We start from the raw sequence: 20,310 nt of genomic DNA, 5'->3' as shown, positions 1-20,310 counted from the left end.
ATGGAAAAGACATATAACCCGCAAGATATCGAACAGCCGCTTTACGAGCACTGGGAAAAGCAGGGCTACTTTAAACCGAATGGCGATACCAGCCAGGAAAGCTTCTGCATCATGATCCCGCCGCCGAACGTCACCGGTAGCTTGCATATGGGTCACGCTTTCCAGCAAACCATCATGGATACCATGATTCGTTACCAGCGCATGCAGGGCAAAAATACCCTGTGGCAGGCCGGTACCGACCACGCCGGTATCGCAACCCAGATGGTCGTTGAGCGCAAAATCGCCGCTGAAGAAGGCAAAACGCGTCAGGATTACGGTCGCGATGCGTTTATCGATAAAATATGGCAGTGGAAAGCCGAATCCGGTGGCACCATTACCCGTCAGATGCGTCGTCTGGGTAACTCCGTGGACTGGGAGCGCGAGCGCTTCACCATGGACGAAGGCCTGTCCAATGCGGTGAAAGAAGTGTTTGTTCGCCTGCATAAAGAGAACCTGATTTATCGCGGCAAACGCCTGGTAAACTGGGACCCGAAACTGCGCACCGCCATCTCCGATCTGGAAGTGGAAAACCGCGAGTCGAAAGGTTCCATGTGGCACGTGCGTTATCCGCTGGCTGACGGCGTGAAAACCGCCGATGGCAAAGATTACCTGGTGGTAGCGACGACCCGTCCGGAAACCGTGCTGGGTGATACCGGCGTGGCCGTTAACCCGGAAGATCCGCGTTATAAAGATCTGATTGGCAAATTTGTCGTGCTGCCGCTGGTTAACCGTCGTATTCCGGTAGTCGGTGACGAACACGCCGATATGGAAAAAGGCACCGGCTGCGTGAAAATCACCCCGGCGCACGATTTCAACGACTATGAAGTCGGTCGTCGTCACAAACTGCCGATGATCAATATTCTGACCTTTGACGGTGATATCCGTGAAAGCGCTCAGGTTTACGATACCAACGGCGAAGAGTCTGACGTCTATAATGGCGCGATCCCGGCGGAGTTCCAGAAGCTGGAACGTTTTGCCGCGCGTAAGGCGATTGTTGCGGCAGTTGACGCACTCGGCCTGCTGGATGAAATCAAACCTCACGATCTGACGGTGCCTTACGGCGACCGTGGCGGCGTGGTGATTGAGCCGATGCTGACCGATCAGTGGTACGTGCGTACTGCGCCGCTGGCGAAAGTCGCGGTCGAAGCGGTGGAGCAAGGTGATATCCAGTTCGTACCAAAACAGTACGAAAACATGTACTTCTCGTGGATGCGTGATATCCAGGACTGGTGTATCTCTCGTCAGCTGTGGTGGGGACACCGTATCCCGGCATGGTACGACGACGCCGGTAACGTGTATGTCGGTCGCAGCGAAGAAGAAGTGCGTGCGGAAAACAACCTCGGTGCTGAGATTGCGCTGAAGCAGGACGAAGACGTCCTGGACACCTGGTTCTCTTCCGGCCTGTGGACCTTCTCAACCCTCGGCTGGCCAGAAAACACCGAAGCGCTGCGTACTTTCCATCCGACCAGCGTGATGGTCAGTGGCTTCGATATCATCTTCTTCTGGATCGCCCGCATGATCATGCTGACCATGCACTTTATGAAAGATGAAAATGGCAAGCCGCAGGTACCGTTTAAGACCGTCTATATGACCGGTCTGATCCGCGACGACGAAGGGCAGAAAATGTCCAAGTCGAAAGGTAACGTGATCGATCCACTGGATATGGTGGACGGTATTTCGCTGGAAGCGCTGCTGGAGAAACGTACCGGCAATATGATGCAGCCGCAGATGGCCGAGAAAATCCGTAAGCGGACTGAAAAGCAGTTCCCGAACGGTATCGAGCCACACGGCACCGACGCCCTGCGCTTTACGCTGGCGGCACTCGCTTCGACCGGTCGCGATATCAACTGGGATATGAAACGCCTGGAAGGTTACCGTAACTTCTGTAACAAGCTGTGGAACGCCAGCCGCTTTGTGCTGATGAACACCGAAGATCAGGATTGCGGTCAGAACGGTGGCGAAATGGTGCTGTCACTGGCCGATCGCTGGATTCTGGCAGAATTCAACCAGACGGTGAAAGCGTATCGTGAAGCGCTGGATAACTATCGCTTTGATATCGCTGCCAATATTCTGTACGAATTCACCTGGAACCAGTTCTGTGACTGGTATCTGGAGCTGACCAAGCCAGTGATGAATGGCGGTTCTGAAGCGGAACTGCGCGGTACGCGCCATACGCTGATTGAAGTGCTGGAGTCGCTGCTGCGTCTGGCGCACCCGATTATTCCGTTTATCACCGAGACCATCTGGCAGCGGGTGAAAGTGCTGAAAAATATCAGTCACGACACCATTATGCTGCAACCTTTCCCGGCATTTGACGCGGAGAAAGTGGATTCCGCTGCACTGGCGGATACCGAGTGGCTGAAGCTGGCGATTGTCGCGGTACGTAATATCCGTGCTGAGATGAATATCGCGCCAGGCAAACCATTACCGGTGCTGCTGCGTGGCGCGAATGCTGAAGCCCAGCGTCGCGTTACCGACAACCGCAGCTTCTTGCAATCAATGGCGCGTCTGGAGAGCATCACCCTGCTGCCTGCCGATGACAAAGGCCCGGTATCGGTGACCAAACTGATTGAGGGTGCTGAGCTGCTGATCCCAATGGCTGGCCTGGTGGATAAAGCTGCCGAGCTGGATCGTCTGGCGAAAGAAGTGACCAAACTGGAAGTGGAGATTGACCGTATCGCCGGTAAACTCTCTAATGAAGGTTTCGTGTCGCGTGCGCCGGAAGCGGTAGTCGCGAAAGAGCGTGAGCGCATGGAAGAGTGCGAACAGGCTAAAGTGAAACTGATTGAACAGCAGGCGGTTATCGCCGCGCTGTAATCTGTAAGCATCGTGGCCGGGCTCGCCTGGCCACGATGTGATTACTGCCCTTCTGCCGCCTGAATCGCTTCCAGCCGCATCGGCATATCCGGATGGGTACTCAGCCATTCAGGTAATTGCAACCCGCTGCCCGGCTTCTCCCCTTGTTGCTGAATTAACCGATAGATTTTCACCATCTCCTCCAGCGAACGTCCTTGCGCCTTCATCTGACCGATTGCCCATTGATCTGCTTCACGCTCCATCGCGCGCGAAAACTGCATCTGATGAATAAAAGCCGCCGACTGTAACAGCGTATCGCCGATGCCGCTGACATCGCCGGTCATCCATATATAGCTCAGCGTGACTAACGAAGAACGCACCAGCATCCGCATCGGATGACGATACCGGTGATGCCCCATTTCATGCAGCATCACTGCGGCCAGCCCGTCATCGTCGGCTGCCAGCCTGACCAGTTGATCATTGATAATCAGCGTACCGTCCGCCAGCATAAAAGCATTGGGGCCACCGGCAAACTGCATCAGTCGCAGATGTACCGGCGTTGAGTCAGCCTGCAACTCCTTCGGTATCACTCCGGTAAACAGTTTTGCCACCCGCTGCTGTTGCGCCGCCGGCAACTGGCTGTCAGCAAATCCGGCCTGCTGTAACAGCCGGAAAGTCTGCTGCCCCAGCTGTTGCTCAACATAATCGGGCATATGCAGTGCCAGGTGGCGACTGGCCCACGGCAACAATACCCAGATATAGATAACCGCCAGCGTCAGCGTGGCCAGCAGCGCCGCCAGCACGCCGCGACGGTGCCGCTCCAGGCGGTCAACCCAGCCGCCAGGCCGGTGCTGACTCGCCCACTGACGTAACGCCACATCGTTATCAGCGACAAAGCGCCCGCCGTCGGCAAAGGTGATGGTCAGAGGAATCGTGCCCAACGCCGGCGAAAGCGTGATCTGTTTCAACAGATAATGTGATTCTGAATCAGCGAGCTGCAAGCTGAGGTGCCGGGCGTGCAATGTGAGACGGGCAGCCTCGCGAGCTGCCCGTCCTGGGTGCTGATAATAACCGCTAAGCTGCACCGCTTAGATTCCGACGTTAAGATCGAAGGCCTGAGCCACTTCTTCCGCCACTGCGGTACGCGCCGAATCCTGGTGAGCATGGACATTCAGCAGCGCCAGATCGCCTTCCAGCGCGGTTGATTGCGCCAGATAACGCGCCAGGCGAATTTCAGCCACCGGTACACCGAGACCCAGGGTGAAAATAACAATTAACGTATTGGTCAGGATCAGACTGAGAAACGTTCTGGTGCGCAGCTTTGATTTCAGCTGAATATTCTGGCCAAGTCGGGTTTTCTCATACACATAATTGCGTTGTGCAACTGACAGCCAGGCAGTGGAAACCAGGCCGCCGAGCAGCAGCACAATAAAGGTAAAGATCAGACTGGCAATATTCCCGACGATCAGGGCATTGATCATCTGCGGATCACCGGCAAACAGGATGGCGTAAAATAGCGATGAGAACAGCGAGCCGATCAGTAATCCGGCAACAATAATAAATGGCAGGATAATTAAAAAGCTAACCAGTACCATTTTAACCAATGCCCGCTTACTCAGTTCTGCCTTAAACGGCAGATCGCCGAACGCCATATTATTGATATACAGGCTGTAGTTCAGCGCGGCCACAATACCCTGCACCACCGCCAGACCGACCATAAAAATCACAAAGGCGACGCCGCCGAACAGAAGCGAACTGGCGAGGCTTTGAGTACTGGCAGCCATCAGTCCGACCATGGTTACCACCAGATACAGCGCGACCACCAACAAAATCGGGCAGAGATACATGGTCCAGTAAGCGCGACCAATGCGACAGTGATAGTTAAAGCGTATACCGCGATAGCTACTCATCAACGCGTTATAACGCCAGCTGCGAATAATAATCCATGGAATGAGTGCAAGGAATGCCAGTACAAAGACTAATGAAATACCAGGCATAACCGCTGACAGAATAAAGAAGGCAATCAGACCGACAATAACAATAATACGGCCTTTCAGAATATCCAGCGGTCGGGCATGGTAATCAAAACGATCGCCATCAATTTCGGTATTACCATAAAAATAACGACGACGACGGACGGTGGCCCAGGCGGAATAGATTCCCAACGTAACGATAGTCAAAATAACATTGACCAACCAGACAGAGAAATATTCACCTGATTTACCATGGAAAAGCACCGCATGTTTTTGCGGAACAGAGGGCGTTGTTGCCATAATTTTTCTTCCTGAAAAAAGTAAAATATCCGATAAACAGACCGGATGGAGAGTTCGCGATTATTATTTGCCCGGTTATTTAAGCATGGAGTGTCATCGGCGACAATAGTCATTCTCATTTAGACTTTCACACCGGTTGCCACAATCTGCCCTGCCGCTAAGCGCAACAGCATTGCATCCACCGGCCAGCGGTGTTATTAAAACAGACCTCTTTAGCAAAATTATTTTTCGAGTGAGCAGTATGATAACCGCAACTCAGGCTGACGTTCGGGTGCGCCCCATCATGCCAACAGACAATCCGCTGATTGCTCAGGTGATCCGCGAGGTATCCGCCGAGTTTGGCCTGACGGCAGATAAAGGCTATACGGTATCTGATCCGAATCTGGATCGCTTATTTGAACTCTACAGTGAAGCCAACAGCGCATACTGGATTGTCGAGCTTGATGGCAAGGTGGTCGGCGGCGGCGGTGTCGCGCCCCTGTTATGCAGTGAACCCGATATCTGTGAGCTACAGAAGATGTACTTTTTGCCCGGCGTGCGCGGTTTAGGTCTGGCACGCACGCTGGCGCTACAGGCGATGGATTTCGCCCGTGAGCGCGGCTTTCAGCGCTGTTATCTGGAAACCACCGCTTCACTGACGCGCGCGATTAAGCTGTATGAACAGCTGGGCTTTCGCCATATCGACGGCCCGATGGGCTGCACCGGTCATGTGGATTGTGAAGTGACGATGCTACGGGATTTATAACGCATAAATCCCGCAGCATGGGTACGGGCGTCGGGAACGACGCCCCTACAGTGGCGTAACCTGTGGGACGCCACTGTGAAAACGCAGCTCGCTGTCGGGTTGCTGAATCAGTTTCGCTTCGGTCTCACCAATCTTTCTCACTCGCGGGCTAATATCTGTTGGCGAAATCCGTGCGGCCAGCGCCAGATAGTCCTGATAATGGCGCGCTTCAGAACGCAGCAGCGACAGATAGAACGTCTCCAGCTCCTCATCCAGATAAGGTGCCAGGCTGGCAAAACGCTCGCAGGAGCGCGCTTCGATATACGCCCCGCAGATCAGTTTATCCACCAGCGTATTCGGCTCATGGGTGGTCACTTCGCGCAACAGCCCTTTGGCATAACGGCTGGCGGTGATTTTTATATAGGGAATATGGCGCGCCTGCATAATTTCCAGCACCTGATAGAAATGGTGCAGCTCTTCTTTAATCAGCAGCACCATCTTTTCCACCAGCTCATCGGCATAAGGCAGATCGCCGCGGGTAATGACGCTTTTTGACAGGCTTTTATGTGCCGCTAAAAATTGCAGGTCGTAATTTTCGCTATGGACAAAGTTTTCGTAAGGTTTGAGCCACGCCAACAGCGCATCACCGCTCTCTTTATCGGCAACATACTTACGAATCAGCCAGATGGCGGTTTGTGCTGCTTTCAGCTCACACACCAGATGGTCGGTCAGCAGGACGGGCAAATTTTCAGCTTTGCGCGCCTCATCAATCCAGGCTTGCGGCGTGGTGCAGTGTAAAAAGCGGTGGATGGGAGCCAGCAGTTCAGAATAGTTCATTACGCTAAATTATATTCAGGGGCGGCATTTTCGCCGCCCGTGTCAAAGGTTTACACCGGGATTAATGGCGAACGCCCGTATCGTCTTCGTCGACCTCGTCACCCTCTTCGCCTTCGTCATCCTGGGCATCAGGATCTTCGAAGTAGGTGCCCCAACCGTCGTAGTCGACGTTGTATTTTGCCGCCAGGATAACCAGCTGCTCAACCTGTGCGTCGATCAATTCCGCGTTCAACGCACCTTCACTGATAATGTCGCAGCACATCACTTTGGTGCCATCTTCCAGATCCAGCTCTTCCGGCTCGCTCACCTCGTAGCCGAGCTTAAACGCATCCACCGCCACTTTTTCCAGTGAGTCGAAATTGTTACAGGAAAGATGATGTTCAATGGCATAGAGCGCATCGGGATCGCTGCCATCTTCCAGCAGTTCTTCGATAATCAGCCGCGTTTCTTCGCGCTGCTCTTCCAGCAATTCTTCGTAAGCCATGATCCTGTTCCTCAAAATATTCGGCAGTAAGTTTGATTATTTTCCCACAGCGCCGTTCGCGCCACTACACAAAACGAAAAGTTTCTTTTTGCCAGACTTGTAAATGCATATTCATCCGGTTAAATTGAATTTAAATTCATTTAAAGCGACACACGGAGTGCTGTATGAGTCAGTTATATCAACGCCATTTCCTCAGGCTGCTCGATTTTACCCCGGCGGAAATCAACGCCCTGCTGGCGCTGGCCTCGGCGTTAAAAAGTGATAAAAAAAACGGTGAAGAAGTTCAGCACCTGAAAGGAAAGAATATTGCGCTCATCTTCGAAAAAGACTCGACCCGTACCCGATGCTCTTTCGAAGTTGCCGCATTCGATCAGGGCGCTAACGTCACTTATCTCGGCCCGAGCGGCAGTCAGATTGGCCATAAAGAGTCGATCAAAGATACCGCCCGCGTGCTGGGCCGCATGTATCACGGGATTCAGTATCGCGGTCACGGTCAGGAAATCGTGCAAACGCTGGCAGAATACGCCGGGGTGCCGGTCTGGAACGGCCTGACCAACGAGTTCCATCCTACCCAGCTGTTGGCCGATCTGCTTACCATGCAGGAACATCTGCCGCAGAAATCACTGCGCGAGATGACCTTCGTCTATGTCGGCGACGCGCGCAATAATATGGGTAATACCATGCTGGAAGCCGCGGCGCTGGTTGGGCTGGATCTGCGCCTGGTGGCACCGAAAGGCTGCTGGCCGGAGGAAGCGCTGGTGGCGGAGTGTCGCCAGGCGGCAGAGAAAACCGGCGGTAAAATTACCCTGACGGAAGATATTGCCGAAGGCGTCAACGGGGCCGACTTTATCTACACCGACGTCTGGGTCTCAATGGGCGAGCCAAAAGAGGTGTGGCAGGAGCGTATCGCATTACTGCGTAAATATCAGGTTAATATGGCGATGCTGCATCAAACCGGCAATCCGCAGGTGAAATTCCTCCACTGTCTGCCGGCCTTTCATGACGATCAGACCGCGCTCGGCAAGCAAATGGCGGAGCAATACGGCCTGCAAGGCGGTATGGAAGTGACCGACGAAGTGTTTGAATCTGCCCACAGTATTGTGTTCGATCAGGCTGAGAACCGTCTGCATACGATCAAAGCGGTGATGGTCGCCACGCTGGCAAAATTGCCGTGAAAGCGGCTTAGCAAACGGTTACTTCTCTAACGATTTTCGCTTGATGCGAAATTTTGATTCAGTATAATGCCCGACACTTTGCCGGGAGGAAGTATGCATCTGAGCACCTTTGAGATTACCGCTCAACCACGTCTGCTTGCAGGCGGTGCACCTTTTTCCTTCCGTTGCATACCCGATCTTAAAAAAGCCCCTCATTGAAGGGGCTTTTTTTTGTCCGTCGTTCGGCACGCGTAGAGGAGAGTGAAACATGGCCAATCCGCTATATCACAAACATATTATTTCGATTAACGATCTGGATCGTGCAGAGCTGGAGCTGGTGCTGAAGACTGCCGCCAGCCTGAAAGCTAACCCACAGCCGGAACTGCTGAAGCACAATGTGATTGCCAGCTGCTTCTTTGAAGCCTCTACCCGCACGCGTCTCTCCTTTGAAACGGCGATGCACCGTTTAGGCGCAGCGGTGGTGGGTTTTGCCGACGGCGGTAACACCTCGCTGGGCAAGAAAGGCGAAACCCTCGCCGACACTATTTCGGTGATTGGCACCTATGTTGATGCCATTGTGATGCGCCATCCGCAGGAAGGCGCGGCGCGCCTGGCGACCGAATTTTCTGGCGGCGTGCCGATTCTGAACGCCGGTGACGGCGCGAATCAGCACCCGACCCAGACATTACTCGACCTGTTTACCATTCAGGAGACCCAGAGTCGCCTCAGCAATCTGAATGTGGCGATGGTCGGCGACCTGAAATATGGCCGTACCGTGCACTCGCTGGCGCAGGCACTGGCGAAATTCGACGGCAACCGCTTCTTCTTTATCGCCCCGGACGCGCTGGCGATGCCCGCTTACATCACCGATATGCTGGATGAGCAAGGCATTGCCTGGAGCCGCCACGACACCATTGAAGAGGTGATCCCGCAGGTCGATATTCTGTATATGACCCGGGTGCAGAAAGAGCGCCTTGATCCGTCGGAATACGCCAATGTGAAGGCGCAATTTATTTTGCGCGCTGCCGATCTCGCCGGGGCGCGCGACAATATGAAAGTTCTGCATCCGCTGCCGCGCATTGATGAAATCACCACCGATGTCGACGCCACGCCTCACGCCTGGTATTTCCAGCAGGCGGGTAACGGCATTTATGCACGTCAGGCGCTGCTGGCGCTGGTACTGAATCGCGAACTGGCTCTGTAAGGGGGAAACAATGATGACGCAGGATAACAAACTGCAGGTTGAAGCAATTAAGCGCGGCACGGTAATCGACCATATTCCGGCACAGATTGGTTTTAAATTATTGACGCTGTTCCGCCTGACAGAAACCGATCAACGCATCACCATCGGTCTGAACCTGCCTTCCGGCGAGCTGGGGCGCAAAGATTTGATTAAGATCGAAAACACCTTCCTGACCGACGATCAAATCAATCAGCTGGCGGTTTATGCTCCGCATGCCACGGTGAACCGTATTGATGAGTATGAAGTGGTCGGTAAGATCGCGCCGACGTTGCCGGACCGGATTGAGCGGGTACTGACCTGCCCGAACAGCAACTGTATCAGCCGCAGCGAGCCGGTCACTTCCAGCTTTGCAGTGAAAAAGCGTCACGATGATGTCCATCTGAAGTGCAAATATTGCGAAAAAGAGTTTGCCCATCACGTGGTGCTGGCGAACTGGTAATCGCTTTTCTGCCGCCTATAATGGGCGAACAATCATCATTAGATCACAGGAGAAGCTATGTCTCGCGAAATCAGTACCGAAAACGCACCCGCAGCAATTGGACCTTATGTGCAGGGCGTGGATCTGGGCAGCATGATCATCACCTCAGGCCAGATCCCAGTCGATCCGAAAACCGGCGCGGTCGCGGATGATATTTCGGCGCAGGCGCGTCAGTCGCTGGAAAATGTGCAGGCGATCGTCGAAGCGGCCGGCCTGCAAGTGGGTGATATCGTTAAAACCACGGTGTTTGTGAAAGATCTCAACGATTTCGCCACCGTAAACGCCACTTATGAAGCGTTTTTCACTGAGCATAATGCCAGCTTCCCGGCGCGCTCCTGTGTGGAAGTGGCGCGCTTGCCAAAAGATGTGAAGATTGAGATCGAAGCGATCGCCGTGCGTCGTTAATCGAGCGTGGTTCCGCAGGAGCGACGTTTTCGCCGCTCCTGACGCTAATTAGCGCGTAATAACTTCTCTACCGGATAGACCAGCGCGATCACCACTTCGTCCTGCGTTTTCGCCGCCTGATCCAGAATCGCCTGCATCTGCGCCACCTCATTAGCACCAAATGCGCGGTGGCTCTCAATCGCATTGACCAGCGCAATCCCCATCTCACTGATTTGCGCCACCTGACTGGCCAGCGGCTGCATCGCCTTCAACTGATAGTGACTTTCGATCAGCGGTAACACTTGCGGGATATTGCTCTGCCATCGCGTCAGCTGCTGACGGATTACCTGCGCCGCCTGGCGGTTACCGCGATCGGCAATCAATGCGTCGACCTGTTGATCCAACAGCCGCACCTTCTCACTTTCCGCCGGCAATGCATCGGCCAGACGATTAAGCGGTTCAAACTGATGATAGTTACCGGCCTGAAACTTTAGGTGCTGACGGGTGTAATACTGTGCCGGTTCCAGTGCCTCACTGAAAATCTGTAGCGGCACGATATCGCTACTGTTAGCCAGCCGCATCATCTGGCTTTGCGTCTGGGCATGCTGCTGCAAACCAACAGACACCGCTGACCAGCGATCGACCGCCGCCAGCCGTCGATACATATTGGCTTCATCAGTGACGTCTTTCGCCGACCATAGCCGTTCAGCCACCGCAAAGGCACGCGGCCACAGTTTACTATCCAGCAGGCTGGCATTGATATTTTCCGCCCACAACGCCGCCTCACCCCCCAGCAAGTTTTCCTGCTGTTGCTGCTCATCAGGCACCACCGGCTGAATCCCTGCCGGTATCTGCGCCAGTTTGCTGCCGCTGGTCGGATACCGCACATTCCCCACCCGCATATAGCCGCTTAGCTGCTCTCCACTGATGCTGACGACCGGCTGCACTTCGCCCATCCAGCTGTCGACGCTAAAGCTGAACTGATGCGGCGACAGCCAGTGAATATCCCGCACCATTCGCCGCGACTTACCGTTAAAGTCGATAAAACCGCGCCAGCCGTTATGACCATCAATCAGGGTAAAGCTGCCTTCAACCGCACTGCCCTTCAGCCGCGGCATGCTGAACTGCCAGCTCTGCGCATGTTCATTGGCTTGCAACCGATCGGCACCGTCCAGCCCGTGCGGAGCGACTTCATTGCGATAGTGATAAGCGGTCGATTGCGGCTGATCAAGATAGAAACCGGTGGATAAAATACCGCGGAAATTATCCTTCGCCACCTTGCCCAGCGCATCCTGCCCCTGCCACGACTGGATCAGAATACTGCGCGGCAAATCGGGATGATAGATTTCGTCCCAACCCACCATCTGGCGCTGATGTTTTTCGAGGATCTTCTCCACCCGCGCATTGAAATAAGCCTGCAACGCGTGCTCATCTTGCAGATTGTGTTGCTGCATAAACTGCTGAATGGGCGGCGAGGCTTTCCACTGGCTGGCGTCAACCTCATCGCCGCCGATATGCAGATACGGGTCGGGGAAAACCTCGGCCATCTCGCCCACCAGCGTATCAATAAATTGATAAACCTCGTCACGGGTGGGATCGAGCAGGGGCTTAAACACCCCCCAGCCACGCTCCATGCTGTAAGGGCCAGGCGCACTGATCAACTCCGGCATCGCCACCGCTATCGCCGAGGCATGACCCGGCAGATCCAGCTCCGGCACCACGCGAATACCACGATCGGCCGCGTAACGCACCACCGCCTTCATCTGTTCCTGAGTATAAAACAGGCCATCGCTGGCGTGTTGCTGGAGCTGGGGATAGTGATTTGAAGCAAAGCGCCAACCCTGATCGTCGGTCAGATGCCAGTGAAACACGTTCATCCGCGCGGCGGCGATGCCGTCAATCTGGCGCTTGATTGTCTCGAGCGGCATAAAGTGACGCGCCGAGTCGATCAGCACGCCACGCCACGGAAAGCGCGGTTGATCGCTAATGGTAATGAAGGGAATAAAGCTGTTCTGGCTGTCATTCTGGATCAGCTGTAATAACGTCTCCATACCGCGCATGGCACCGAAGCGGCTGTGGGCATTAAGAATAACCCCCTGAGCCGTCACTTCCAGCCGGTAGCTTTCATCGCTGTCCAGCAGCGGTTGCGCATTGACCACTTTTTCAATGTTCACCCGGATGGTGGGGTTAGCGGGCTGTTCTGGCTGCGGCTCCAGCTCCCAGCCGGTTTGTCGTGCAATGCGCTGCCGCCAGCGCTGTTCCGCACCCGCGAGATAATCACCGCTGATGTGTAGCGTTAACCGACGATCCAGCACCAGCTTGCCGCCCTGGGCGGGTTGCTCAACCTGCTGCGGCCATGGCATTAACGGCAGATCGCCCGCCGGAGCGGCAAAAGTATGGCAGGAAAACAGTAACGAAGAAGCGAGCAAGGTATGGCGAAAATGCATCTTCAACTCCCTTTTTGAAACGACGGACCAAAAACAGACAAAACTCCATAAAACATAATTCGCGACTAACAGCAAGTTAGCAATGGCGAAACTTTGGCCTGCTCGTAAATTTTTGCAACATCCTTATCAGCGGATTTACCTAACTTTTTTTCTGTGCCTGAGCCGCGCTATCTCGTTGTGTCGCGGTTGATTCTGCTATCTCAATCTTCGTGGCAGACTTAATTTCAGACTGATTCTTAGCCAGTTCCGGTATCGAACCTCCAGTAACTGGCTAATCTTAAAGGACGCAAAGAAGACCGAAAAAACTGACCCGCTAATTGGGTGGAACTTTTCGCCCCTTAAATTCAGGAATGAGCAATGAATAAAATTCCACCATGGTGGCAGAACGGCGTCATCTATCAAATCTATCCCAAGAGCTTTCAGGATACGACCGGTAGCGGAACAGGCGATCTGGCGGGTGTGATTCAGCGACTCGACTACCTGAAATTGCTCGGGGTGGATGCCCTCTGGCTGACGCCGTTTTATCTCTCTCCTCAGGTCGATAATGGCTACGACGTGGCTAACTACACCGCTATCGATCCCTCATTTGGCACCCTGACCGATTTCGACAATCTGGTTGAACAGGCGCATAAGCGCGGTCTGCGGGTGATCCTTGATATGGTATTTAACCATTCATCGACCCAGCACCACTGGTTTCACGAAGCGCTCGATCGTGAAAGCCCCTACCGTTCTTACTACATCTGGCGCGATCAGAACGAAGCCGGCGGGCCGCCCAATAACTGGCGTTCCAAGTTCGGCGGCAATGCCTGGCGCTGGCATGCCGAAAGCGGCCAGTACTATATGCACCTGTGGGCGCCGGAGCAGGCCGACCTTAACTGGGAAAACGACAATCTGCGTGCCGAACTTAAGCAAATTGTTAATTTCTGGGCCGACCGCGGCATTGACGGCCTGCGCCTCGATGTGGTGAATCTGGTTTCCAAACATCAGGACTTCCCGGACGATCCGGCCGGCGACGGCCTGCGCCTGTATACTGACGGGCCGCGCATCCATGAATATATGCAGGAGATGAGCCGCGATGTGTTTCGCCCACGCGAGCTGATGACGGTGGGCGAAATGTCCTCAGCCACGCTGGAGCATTGCCAGCGCTACGGTTCACTGGATGGCGAAGAGCTGTCGATGGTGTTCAGCTTTGACCATGTCGAAGTCGACTTTTATCAGGGTCAGAAATGGACGCTGACACCGCTTGACCTGGTGGCGCTGAAAAACATTTTTACCCACTGGCAGCAGGGGATGCATAACCAGGCGTGGAATGCGCTGTTCTGGTGTAACCACGATCAGCCGCGAGTGGTGTCGCGCTGGGGCGACGAAGGAGAATACCGCGTGCAGTCGGCCAAGCTGCTGGCGATGGCGCTGCACGGCATGCAAGGTACGCCCTATATTTTTCAGGGGGAAGAGCTGGGGATGACCAATCCCCACTTTACCCGCATCATCGATTATCGCGATATTGAAAGCCACAATATGTACGCCGAGCTGCGCACGCAGGGTCGCGATAACGACAATCTGCTGGAGATTCTTGCCAGCAAGTCGCGCGATAACGGCCGGACGCCAATGCAGTGGGATGCCAGTGAACATGCCGGTTTCACCGAGGGCACACCGTGGATCGGCATGAGCGACAACTATGATACCATCAATGCCGAAGCGGCAATTGCCGATGAGAACTCGGTGTTTTACACCTATAAACAACTGATTCAGCTGCGTAAAACCCATGCCATTCTCACCTGGGGGGATTACCAGGATCTGCTGGCGGATCACCCGTATTTATGGTGCTATCGTCGGCAATATCAGGGGGAAACCCTGGTAGTAGTGGCAAACCTCAGTCGTGAAGCGCAATCATGGCATCCCGATGAATTTGCCGGTCGCTGGCAGGTGCTGATGAGCAACTATGACAATTCCCGCCCGGTACCGGGCGAGATGATGTTACGCCCCTATGAAGCGGTGTGGTGGTATCAGAAAGCGCGCTGATCGTGATACGGGCGGCGAGGATGCTGCCCCTGGAGTTTGCTGATACGCATAACCAGCTGATCAACGCCCAGCGTGATTTCTTCATCGGTGATGGCATTCGCCCCCTGGATCAGCTGCGGTGTCTGCCAGACCATTCCGGTGCGGTTAGCGGTGTTGCGCAGCGGCAGTAACAGCGCTTCAACCGGGTGTTGGTTATAGCCCCCGGCAGTATACGCTTCCGCCGTCCCGCCGGTGGACGTGGCCACCAGCAACGTCTTACCCTGCAACGCCGTGCCACCGGCATAGGCGAAACCACGGGTTAGCACCACATCCAGCCACTCCTTGAGAATTGCCGGGGTGCTGTACCAGTAAAATGGAAACAACAGTACCACGACATCATGCGCCATCAGCAATTGATGTTCCCGCGCGACATCAATATTAAAATCGGGATATTCACGCATAAGCTCATGAACTGTAATATTTTTCATTCCCGTCAGCGTATCAATTGCTGCGCGATTAATCCGTGATGCGTCCGGGGTACGATGCGCGGCGACAATCAGTACATTGTGCATAATTAGCTCCTTAAGCAGACTGTGGAGTCATGATTTCATTTGCTCACATCGCGTTGTAGTCTGTTAATTGCGCTATCTGTTTCAACCAAAGGTTTAAACCATGTCGTTACCGCCCGATGTTCATCGTCTGTTGCCGTGCTTCCTCGCCGCGGCAGATTGCCGCAGCTTTTCTGCCGCAGCCCGCCAACTGGGACTGACGCCCGCGGCGGTGAGTAAAAATGTCCGAACCCTTGAGCAACGACTGGGCATGACACTGTTTCAGCGCAATACCCATTTTGTGGAGCTGACCGGGGAAGGTGCGGCGTTACGTCAGCGCATCGGCTCGCTATGGCAGGCGCTTAATCAGGCTCTGGAGTCGCCGGATGCCATGCCGAGCGGCTGGGTGCGCACCAGCGTTATTCCTGGTTTTGCCCGCTATCATTTGCTGCCGCTATTACCGGCATTCCAGCAACGATATCCACAGGTTCGCCTCGATCTGGCGCTGGATGCGCGCAAAGTTAATCTGATTGGTGAACGCTATGATGTGGCGATTGGTCAGCGTACCAATGACGACAGCCGGCTGATTGCCCGTCCGCTTCGACCGGTACAGCATATGATTGCCGCCTCACCCGCCTATCTGGCACAACACGGCATTGCGCAACATCCGCAACAGCTGCTGCAACATCATTGCCTGCTGCACCGCAACCCCGGAGATGGCCGCTTACTGAACTGGCTGCCCGACCACCTGGAGCTGACAGAGAATCAGGCGCACTTTATCAGTACTTTGCCCGATGCCCTGCTCGATGCAGCGCTGGCCGGTATGGGGATTGTCTGTCTGTCAGACTGGTATCTGGCAGCGCATATTCGTGAGGGCCGACTGATACCGCTGCTGCAACCTTTCTGGCCGGAGCCTCAGCCAATGTGGATGTGGTATCTGTCTGCCGATCTGCCGCCACGCGTTCGGGTATGGGTTGATTTTGTGCTGGAAAAATTTGCGCGTTAAATCGCTTTGCCGATCTTTTCTGCCGTAATCATCAATCTTTGCGTTGCATCAATAAAGGTGCGGATAATTTCGATCAAAACACCACATATAGCGCTTACACTACGCATCAAACCCAATATATAGATATCTCATCAGCAGGAGAGCGGCGGTGGCAACAGTTGTGATCAAATCAGATGGCTGCCAGCAGGCCTTCGATAAACAGCGCGATAAACTGAATCAGGCAATTCGCGGCCTGGTCGAGCAGAGTGACCCGGCGCTGCTGAATGAAAACGCCAACAAAGACAGCAAAGTGATCCCGACCCAGCGCGATTTGCTGGCAGGTATTGTGGCAAAACACTACGCACAACAAACTATGTTACCGCCTGATGTGGTCACGGCTCATGAGCGCGGCGAGATCCACTATCACGATCTCGATTACTCTCCCTTTTTTCCGATGTTTAACTGCATGCTAATTGATTTAAAAGGGATGCTGAACAACGGCTTTAAGATGGGCAATGCGGAAATTGAACCGCCAAAATCGATCTCGACCGCCACCGCGGTGACTGCACAGATTATCGCTCAGGTCGCCAGCCATATTTACGGCGGCACCACCATTAACCGCATTGATGAAGTGCTGGCACCGTTTGTAGAGGCCAGCTATGCCAGACATCAGGCGGTGGCTGAACAGTGGCATATCCCGGACAGCGCAGGCTATGCCCACGCCCGCACCGAGAAAGAGTGCCACGACGCCTTTCAGTCGCTGGAATATGAAGTGAATACCCTGCACACCGCCAATGGACAGACGCCGTTTGTCACCTTTGGATTTGGCCTCGGCACTTGCTGGGCGGCACGTCTGATCCAGCAATCCATTCTGCGCAATCGCCTTGCCGGGCTGGGGAAAAATCATAAAACTGCGGTCTTCCCCAAACTGGTGTTTGCCATCCGTTCCGGCATTAATCACCAGCCGGGCGATGTGAATTACGATATCAAACAGCTGGCGCTGGAGTGCGCCAGCAAGCGCATGTATCCCGATATTCTTAATTATGATCAAGTGGTTAAAGTTACCGGCTCGTTTAAAACGCCGATGGGCTGCCGCAGCTTTTTGGGCGTCTATCAGCAGGATGGCGAGCTGTTACATGAAGGACGCAATAATATCGGCGTGATCAGCCTGAATCTGCCGCGCATTGCGCTGGAAGCCACGGGCGATGAAGCACGCTTCTGGACGCTACTCGATCAGCGTTTGCTGCTGGCGAAACGTGCCTTGATGACACGAATTGCCCGGCTGGAAGGTGTAAAAGCGCGGGTTGCGCCGATTCTGTATATGGAAGGCGCATGCGGCGTGCGCTTGCGACCCGACGATGATATCGCGCCGATTTTTAAAAATGGCCGCGCCTCGATTTCACTGGGCTATATCGGCATTCATGAAACCATTAATGCCCTCAGCGGCGGAATAACGCACCTTTATGATGATGTCGCATTGCAGGAGAAAGCGCTGGCCATCGTTGCGCGGATGCGTGAGGCAACAGAACAATGGAAAGAGGAAACCGGTTATGGTTTCAGCCTGTATAGCACGCCAAGCGAGAACCTGTGCGACCGTTTCTGCCGTCTCGACGCAGCGCAGTTTGGCGTTATCAGCGGCGTCACCGATAAAGGCTATTACACCAACAGTTTCCACCTCGACGTTGAGAAGAAGGTCAATCCTTACGACAAAATCGACTTTGAAGCGGGCTATCCGGCGTTAGCTAACGGCGGCTTTATCTGTTACGGCGAATATCCCAATATTCAACACAACCTGAAAGCGCTGGAAGATGTCTGGGATTACAGCTACCAGCGCATCCCCTATTACGGCACCAATACACCGATTGATGAGTGCTATGACTGCGGCTTTCACGGGGAATTCGACTGCACCAGTAAAGGTTTCACCTGCCCGAAATGCGGTAATCATGATGCCAGCCGGGTTTCCGTCACCCGTCGGGTATGCGGCTATCTTGGCAGTCCCGATGCACGTCCATTTAATGCCGGCAAGCAGGAAGAGGTGAAAAGACGCGTCAAACATCTGGCCAGCGGACAGCCGGAATGAATATTCATCAGTATTATCCGGTCGATATCGTTAATGGCCCCGGCACGCGCTGCACGCTGTTTGTCGCCGGCTGCGAACATCAGTGTCCGGGCTGTTATAACAAAAGTACCTGGCGGCTGAATTCCGGGGTGCCGATGACCCTCGAGATGGAAGAGAGGCTGATTCACGATCTGAACGATTGCCGTATTCCGCGTCAGGGCTTGTCATTGTCCGGCGGTGATCCGCTGCACCCGGCCAATGTCGCCGATGTGCTGCGGCTGGTTAAACGGGTGCGCCGCCAGTGTCACGGCAAGGATATCTGGCTATGGACCGGTTACACCCTGGCGCAACTGACAGCGCAGCAGCAGCAGGTAGTGGCGGAGATCGACGTGCTGATCGACGGTAAATTTGTTGCAGCGCTCCGCGATCCGATGCTGCCGTGGCGCGGCAGCAGTAATCAGGTGATCCACTATTTGCGCTGACTGAGCTGCAAATCGGCTGACTCGATAATGGTGATCTCAGCATCCGTAGTCGTAAACGCCTGCTGCAACATCGCTTCGGCCACATCGCGCGCCTCTACCGCCCGCCAGTTACCCGGCAGGATTTTAAACAGTGGCGCAAACAGCGATTCCCCGCCGCGCCGTTGATGACGCTCGCCCAGCAACAGTGAGGGCCGGACCAGCGTCAGTCGTGGCCAGCCCTGATGCCTGAGGGCATTTTCCATCTCGCCTTTCACCCGATTATAGAAAAATGGCGAACGCGCATTGGCACCGTGCGCACTGACCACCAGCAGATGTTTCGCACCCAGCCGCTGCCCGGTCAGCGCACTGTCCACCACCAGCGTATAATCGACATGAATAAACGCCGGTTTGCTGCCAGCTTGTTTACGCGTGGTGCCAAGGCAACAAAACACAATATCCACCGGTGTTTCCAGCGGGCGCAGCACGTCAGTTAAATCCTCTGCCACCAGATTGACAACTTTATCCCGCGCTGGCAACGGCCGCCGCGTCGGCACAATAATCTCGCTGATGCGCGGGTCGGCAATCAGTAAATCCAACAGATAACCACCCACTAATCCCGTGGCTCCGGTTAACAGCACTCGGCTCATGATGTTCTCCCTTTACTCTCAGTATAGTGGCTGCCAGAAACGATTTGTTACTGGCGCTGCTTTAAGCTAACTCACTGTAAATCATTAATTTTATAGTTTAACCCTTTATTTAACGTTGCTAACTCAGCATAGTCGTCCAGACTTAATCATGTAATTAATATAAACGGAGGAAAAGATGAGCAAGAAGATTGCGGTGCTGATTACCGATGAATTTGAAGACTCAGAATTTACCTCTCCTGCTGAGGCTTATGCCAAAGCTGGCCATGAGATTGTCACTATCGATACGGAAGCAGGTAAAACGGTAACCGGCAAACAGGGCAAGGCAAAGGTTAAGATCGATAAAGGTATCGATCAGGTTGATGCCGCCGAATTTGATGCACTGCTGTTGCCAGGCGGACATTCGCCGGACAGCCTGCGCGGAGATGACCGCTTTGTCGCGTTTACCAAAGCCTTTGTCGCCAGCGGCAAACCGGTGTTTGCCATCTGTCACGGCCCACAGCTGCTGATTAGCGCTAATGGCGTGCGGGGCCGCAAGATGACCTCGGTGAAAGCCATCGCTATCGATCTGAAAAATGCCGGCGCGGATTTCTACGATAAAGAGGTGGTGGTCGACGACGACAAGCTGGTCACCAGCCGTACGCCGGATGATTTACCGGCGTTTAATCGTGAATCGCTACGTATTCTGTCGCTCTGACGCCAGTAAATGGTAGGGGCGTCGTTCTTATCGCGCGTGCCATCAGGACGGGAGCC

At 54.2% G+C, this 20,310-nt stretch carries 18 protein-coding genes; 11 read left to right on the top strand and 7 right to left on the bottom strand.

The features are described 5' to 3' along the window. On the top strand, positions 1-2,856 hold the full coding sequence (locus NG42_RS05790) for a valine--tRNA ligase (RefSeq protein WP_052898329.1): 2,856 nt from the start codon (positions 1-3) through the stop codon (positions 2,854-2,856). Between the two features lie 41 nt (positions 2,857-2,897). Here the strand turns inward: NG42_RS05790 and NG42_RS05785 are convergent, their stop codons facing one another. Both NG42_RS05785 and NG42_RS05780 read right to left on the bottom strand, forming a co-directional pair. Further along, a complete protein-coding gene (locus NG42_RS05785; protein WP_052898328.1) occupies positions 2,898-3,920 on the bottom strand; it encodes a M48 family metallopeptidase in 1,023 nt (340 codons plus the stop codon). A 3-nt stretch (positions 3,921-3,923) separates the two neighbouring features. Next, complete coding sequence (locus NG42_RS05780) at positions 3,924-5,108, bottom strand: YjgN family protein (protein WP_052898327.1); 1,185 nt, start codon at positions 5,106-5,108, stop codon at positions 3,924-3,926. 241 nt (positions 5,109-5,349) lie between these two features. Here NG42_RS05780 and NG42_RS05775 point away from each other — a divergent pair, with 241 nt between their 5' ends. Continuing rightward, positions 5,350-5,853, top strand: a complete 504-nt coding sequence (locus NG42_RS05775; RefSeq protein WP_052898380.1) for a GNAT family N-acetyltransferase — start codon at positions 5,350-5,352, stop codon at positions 5,851-5,853. A 45-nt stretch (positions 5,854-5,898) separates the two neighbouring features. Here the strand turns inward: NG42_RS05775 and miaE are convergent, their stop codons facing one another. Together miaE and rraB are read right to left on the bottom strand one after the other, a co-directional pair. Next, positions 5,899-6,669: a tRNA isopentenyl-2-thiomethyl-A-37 hydroxylase MiaE gene (miaE, locus tag NG42_RS05770; RefSeq protein ID WP_052898326.1), complete on the bottom strand. Its 771-nt coding sequence runs from the start codon at positions 6,667-6,669 to the stop codon at positions 5,899-5,901. A 61-nt stretch (positions 6,670-6,730) separates the two neighbouring features. Next, entirely contained in the window at positions 6,731-7,153 is a 423-nt protein-coding gene (rraB, locus tag NG42_RS05765) for a ribonuclease E inhibitor RraB (RefSeq protein ID WP_052898325.1), read from the bottom strand. Between the two features lie 164 nt (positions 7,154-7,317). Here rraB and argF point away from each other — a divergent pair, with 164 nt between their 5' ends. The 4 genes from argF to ridA all read left to right on the top strand — a co-directional run bounded on the left by argF (position 7,318) and on the right by ridA (position 10,433). After that, on the top strand, positions 7,318-8,328 hold the full coding sequence (gene argF, locus NG42_RS05760) for an ornithine carbamoyltransferase (RefSeq protein ID WP_052898324.1): 1,011 nt from the start codon (positions 7,318-7,320) through the stop codon (positions 8,326-8,328). A gap of 247 nt (positions 8,329-8,575) precedes the next feature. Beyond that, a complete protein-coding gene (gene pyrB, locus NG42_RS05755) occupies positions 8,576-9,511 on the top strand; it encodes an aspartate carbamoyltransferase (RefSeq protein ID WP_052898323.1) in 936 nt (311 codons plus the stop codon). 13 nt (positions 9,512-9,524) lie between these two features. Continuing rightward, positions 9,525-9,989, top strand: a complete 465-nt coding sequence (gene pyrI, locus NG42_RS05750) for an aspartate carbamoyltransferase regulatory subunit (protein ID WP_052898379.1) — start codon at positions 9,525-9,527, stop codon at positions 9,987-9,989. A 57-nt stretch (positions 9,990-10,046) separates the two neighbouring features. Continuing rightward, positions 10,047-10,433: a 2-iminobutanoate/2-iminopropanoate deaminase gene (gene ridA, locus NG42_RS05745; protein WP_052898322.1), complete on the top strand. Its 387-nt coding sequence runs from the start codon at positions 10,047-10,049 to the stop codon at positions 10,431-10,433. A gap of 44 nt (positions 10,434-10,477) precedes the next feature. Here ridA and NG42_RS05740 read toward each other — a convergent pair whose 3' ends face one another. Further along, positions 10,478-12,859, bottom strand: coding sequence for a family 20 glycosylhydrolase (locus NG42_RS05740; RefSeq protein ID WP_052898321.1), 2,382 nt, complete (start codon positions 12,857-12,859; stop codon positions 10,478-10,480). A gap of 357 nt (positions 12,860-13,216) precedes the next feature. Between NG42_RS05740 and treC the strand changes: the two genes are divergently transcribed. Beyond that, positions 13,217-14,881, top strand: a complete 1,665-nt coding sequence (treC, locus tag NG42_RS05735) for an alpha,alpha-phosphotrehalase (RefSeq protein WP_052898320.1) — start codon at positions 13,217-13,219, stop codon at positions 14,879-14,881. Here the strand turns inward: treC and NG42_RS05730 are convergent. After that, positions 14,866-15,432 carry an NAD(P)H-dependent oxidoreductase gene (locus NG42_RS05730; protein ID WP_053115662.1) on the bottom strand — a complete coding sequence of 189 codons (567 nt, stop codon included), beginning with the start codon at positions 15,430-15,432 and terminating at the stop codon, positions 14,866-14,868. The two genes, treC and NG42_RS05730, sit on opposite strands and share 16 nt — an antisense overlap. 100 nt (positions 15,433-15,532) lie before the next feature. On the opposite strand from NG42_RS05730, the gene NG42_RS05725 reads away from it, so the two are divergent. The 3 genes from NG42_RS05725 (at position 15,533) to nrdG (ending at position 18,934) form a co-directional block, all read left to right on the top strand. Then, the gene (locus tag NG42_RS05725) at positions 15,533-16,414 is read left to right on the top strand and encodes a LysR family transcriptional regulator (protein ID WP_052898319.1); all 882 of its coding nucleotides are present in this window, start codon (positions 15,533-15,535) and stop codon (positions 16,412-16,414) included. Between the two features lie 148 nt (positions 16,415-16,562). Continuing rightward, positions 16,563-18,473, top strand: coding sequence for an anaerobic ribonucleoside-triphosphate reductase (gene nrdD / locus NG42_RS05720; protein WP_072133175.1), 1,911 nt, complete (start codon positions 16,563-16,565; stop codon positions 18,471-18,473). Next, entirely contained in the window at positions 18,470-18,934 is a 465-nt protein-coding gene (gene nrdG / locus NG42_RS05715; RefSeq protein ID WP_052898318.1) for an anaerobic ribonucleoside-triphosphate reductase-activating protein, read from the top strand. Before nrdD ends, nrdG begins: the two co-directional genes overlap by 4 nt. On the opposite strand, the gene NG42_RS05710 is transcribed toward nrdG, so the two are convergent. Further along, positions 18,922-19,560 (bottom strand): NAD(P)H-binding protein, encoded by a 639-nt coding sequence (locus NG42_RS05710; protein WP_052898317.1) that lies wholly within the window; start codon positions 19,558-19,560, stop codon positions 18,922-18,924. The genes nrdG and NG42_RS05710 overlap by 13 nt on opposite strands. Positions 19,561-19,735: 175 nt before the next feature. Here NG42_RS05710 and NG42_RS05705 point away from each other — a divergent pair, with 175 nt between their 5' ends. Continuing rightward, positions 19,736-20,254 (top strand): type 1 glutamine amidotransferase domain-containing protein, encoded by a 519-nt coding sequence (locus tag NG42_RS05705; RefSeq protein WP_052898316.1) that lies wholly within the window; start codon positions 19,736-19,738, stop codon positions 20,252-20,254. The last annotated feature ends 56 nt before the right edge of the window (positions 20,255-20,310 follow it).

The sequence above is a fragment of the Winslowiella iniecta genome (assembly GCF_001267535.1).
In the GTDB taxonomy this organism is placed as follows: Bacteria; Pseudomonadota; Gammaproteobacteria; order Enterobacterales; family Enterobacteriaceae; genus Erwinia; species Erwinia iniecta.
The sequence above is the reverse complement of the archived record's forward strand: the minus strand, read 5'-3'. Positions and strand labels throughout refer to the sequence as shown.

Excerpts from the sequence above, each read along its gene's own strand:
- NG42_RS05790 (WP_052898329.1), top strand. The coding sequence starts at position 1 with ATGGAAAAGACATATAACCCGCAAGATATCGAACAGCCGCTTTACGAG.
- NG42_RS05780 (WP_052898327.1), bottom strand. The coding sequence starts at position 5,108 with ATGGCAACAACGCCCTCTGTTCCGCAAAAACATGCGGTGCTTTTCCAT.
- NG42_RS05775 (WP_052898380.1), top strand. The coding sequence starts at position 5,350 with ATGATAACCGCAACTCAGGCTGACGTTCGGGTGCGCCCCATCATGCCA.
- miaE (WP_052898326.1), bottom strand. The coding sequence starts at position 6,669 with ATGAACTATTCTGAACTGCTGGCTCCCATCCACCGCTTTTTACACTGC.
- rraB (WP_052898325.1), bottom strand. The coding sequence starts at position 7,153 with ATGGCTTACGAAGAATTGCTGGAAGAGCAGCGCGAAGAAACGCGGCTG.
- argF (WP_052898324.1), top strand. The coding sequence starts at position 7,318 with ATGAGTCAGTTATATCAACGCCATTTCCTCAGGCTGCTCGATTTTACC.
- pyrB (WP_052898323.1), top strand. The coding sequence starts at position 8,576 with ATGGCCAATCCGCTATATCACAAACATATTATTTCGATTAACGATCTG.
- pyrI (WP_052898379.1), top strand. The coding sequence starts at position 9,525 with ATGACGCAGGATAACAAACTGCAGGTTGAAGCAATTAAGCGCGGCACG.
- ridA (WP_052898322.1), top strand. The coding sequence starts at position 10,047 with ATGTCTCGCGAAATCAGTACCGAAAACGCACCCGCAGCAATTGGACCT.
- NG42_RS05740 (WP_052898321.1), bottom strand. The coding sequence starts at position 12,859 with ATGCATTTTCGCCATACCTTGCTCGCTTCTTCGTTACTGTTTTCCTGC.
- treC (WP_052898320.1), top strand. The coding sequence starts at position 13,217 with ATGAATAAAATTCCACCATGGTGGCAGAACGGCGTCATCTATCAAATC.
- NG42_RS05730 (WP_053115662.1), bottom strand. The coding sequence starts at position 15,432 with ATGCACAATGTACTGATTGTCGCCGCGCATCGTACCCCGGACGCATCA.
- NG42_RS05725 (WP_052898319.1), top strand. The coding sequence starts at position 15,533 with ATGTCGTTACCGCCCGATGTTCATCGTCTGTTGCCGTGCTTCCTCGCC.
- nrdG (WP_052898318.1), top strand. The coding sequence starts at position 18,470 with ATGAATATTCATCAGTATTATCCGGTCGATATCGTTAATGGCCCCGGC.
- NG42_RS05710 (WP_052898317.1), bottom strand. The coding sequence starts at position 19,560 with ATGAGCCGAGTGCTGTTAACCGGAGCCACGGGATTAGTGGGTGGTTAT.
- NG42_RS05705 (WP_052898316.1), top strand. The coding sequence starts at position 19,736 with ATGAGCAAGAAGATTGCGGTGCTGATTACCGATGAATTTGAAGACTCA.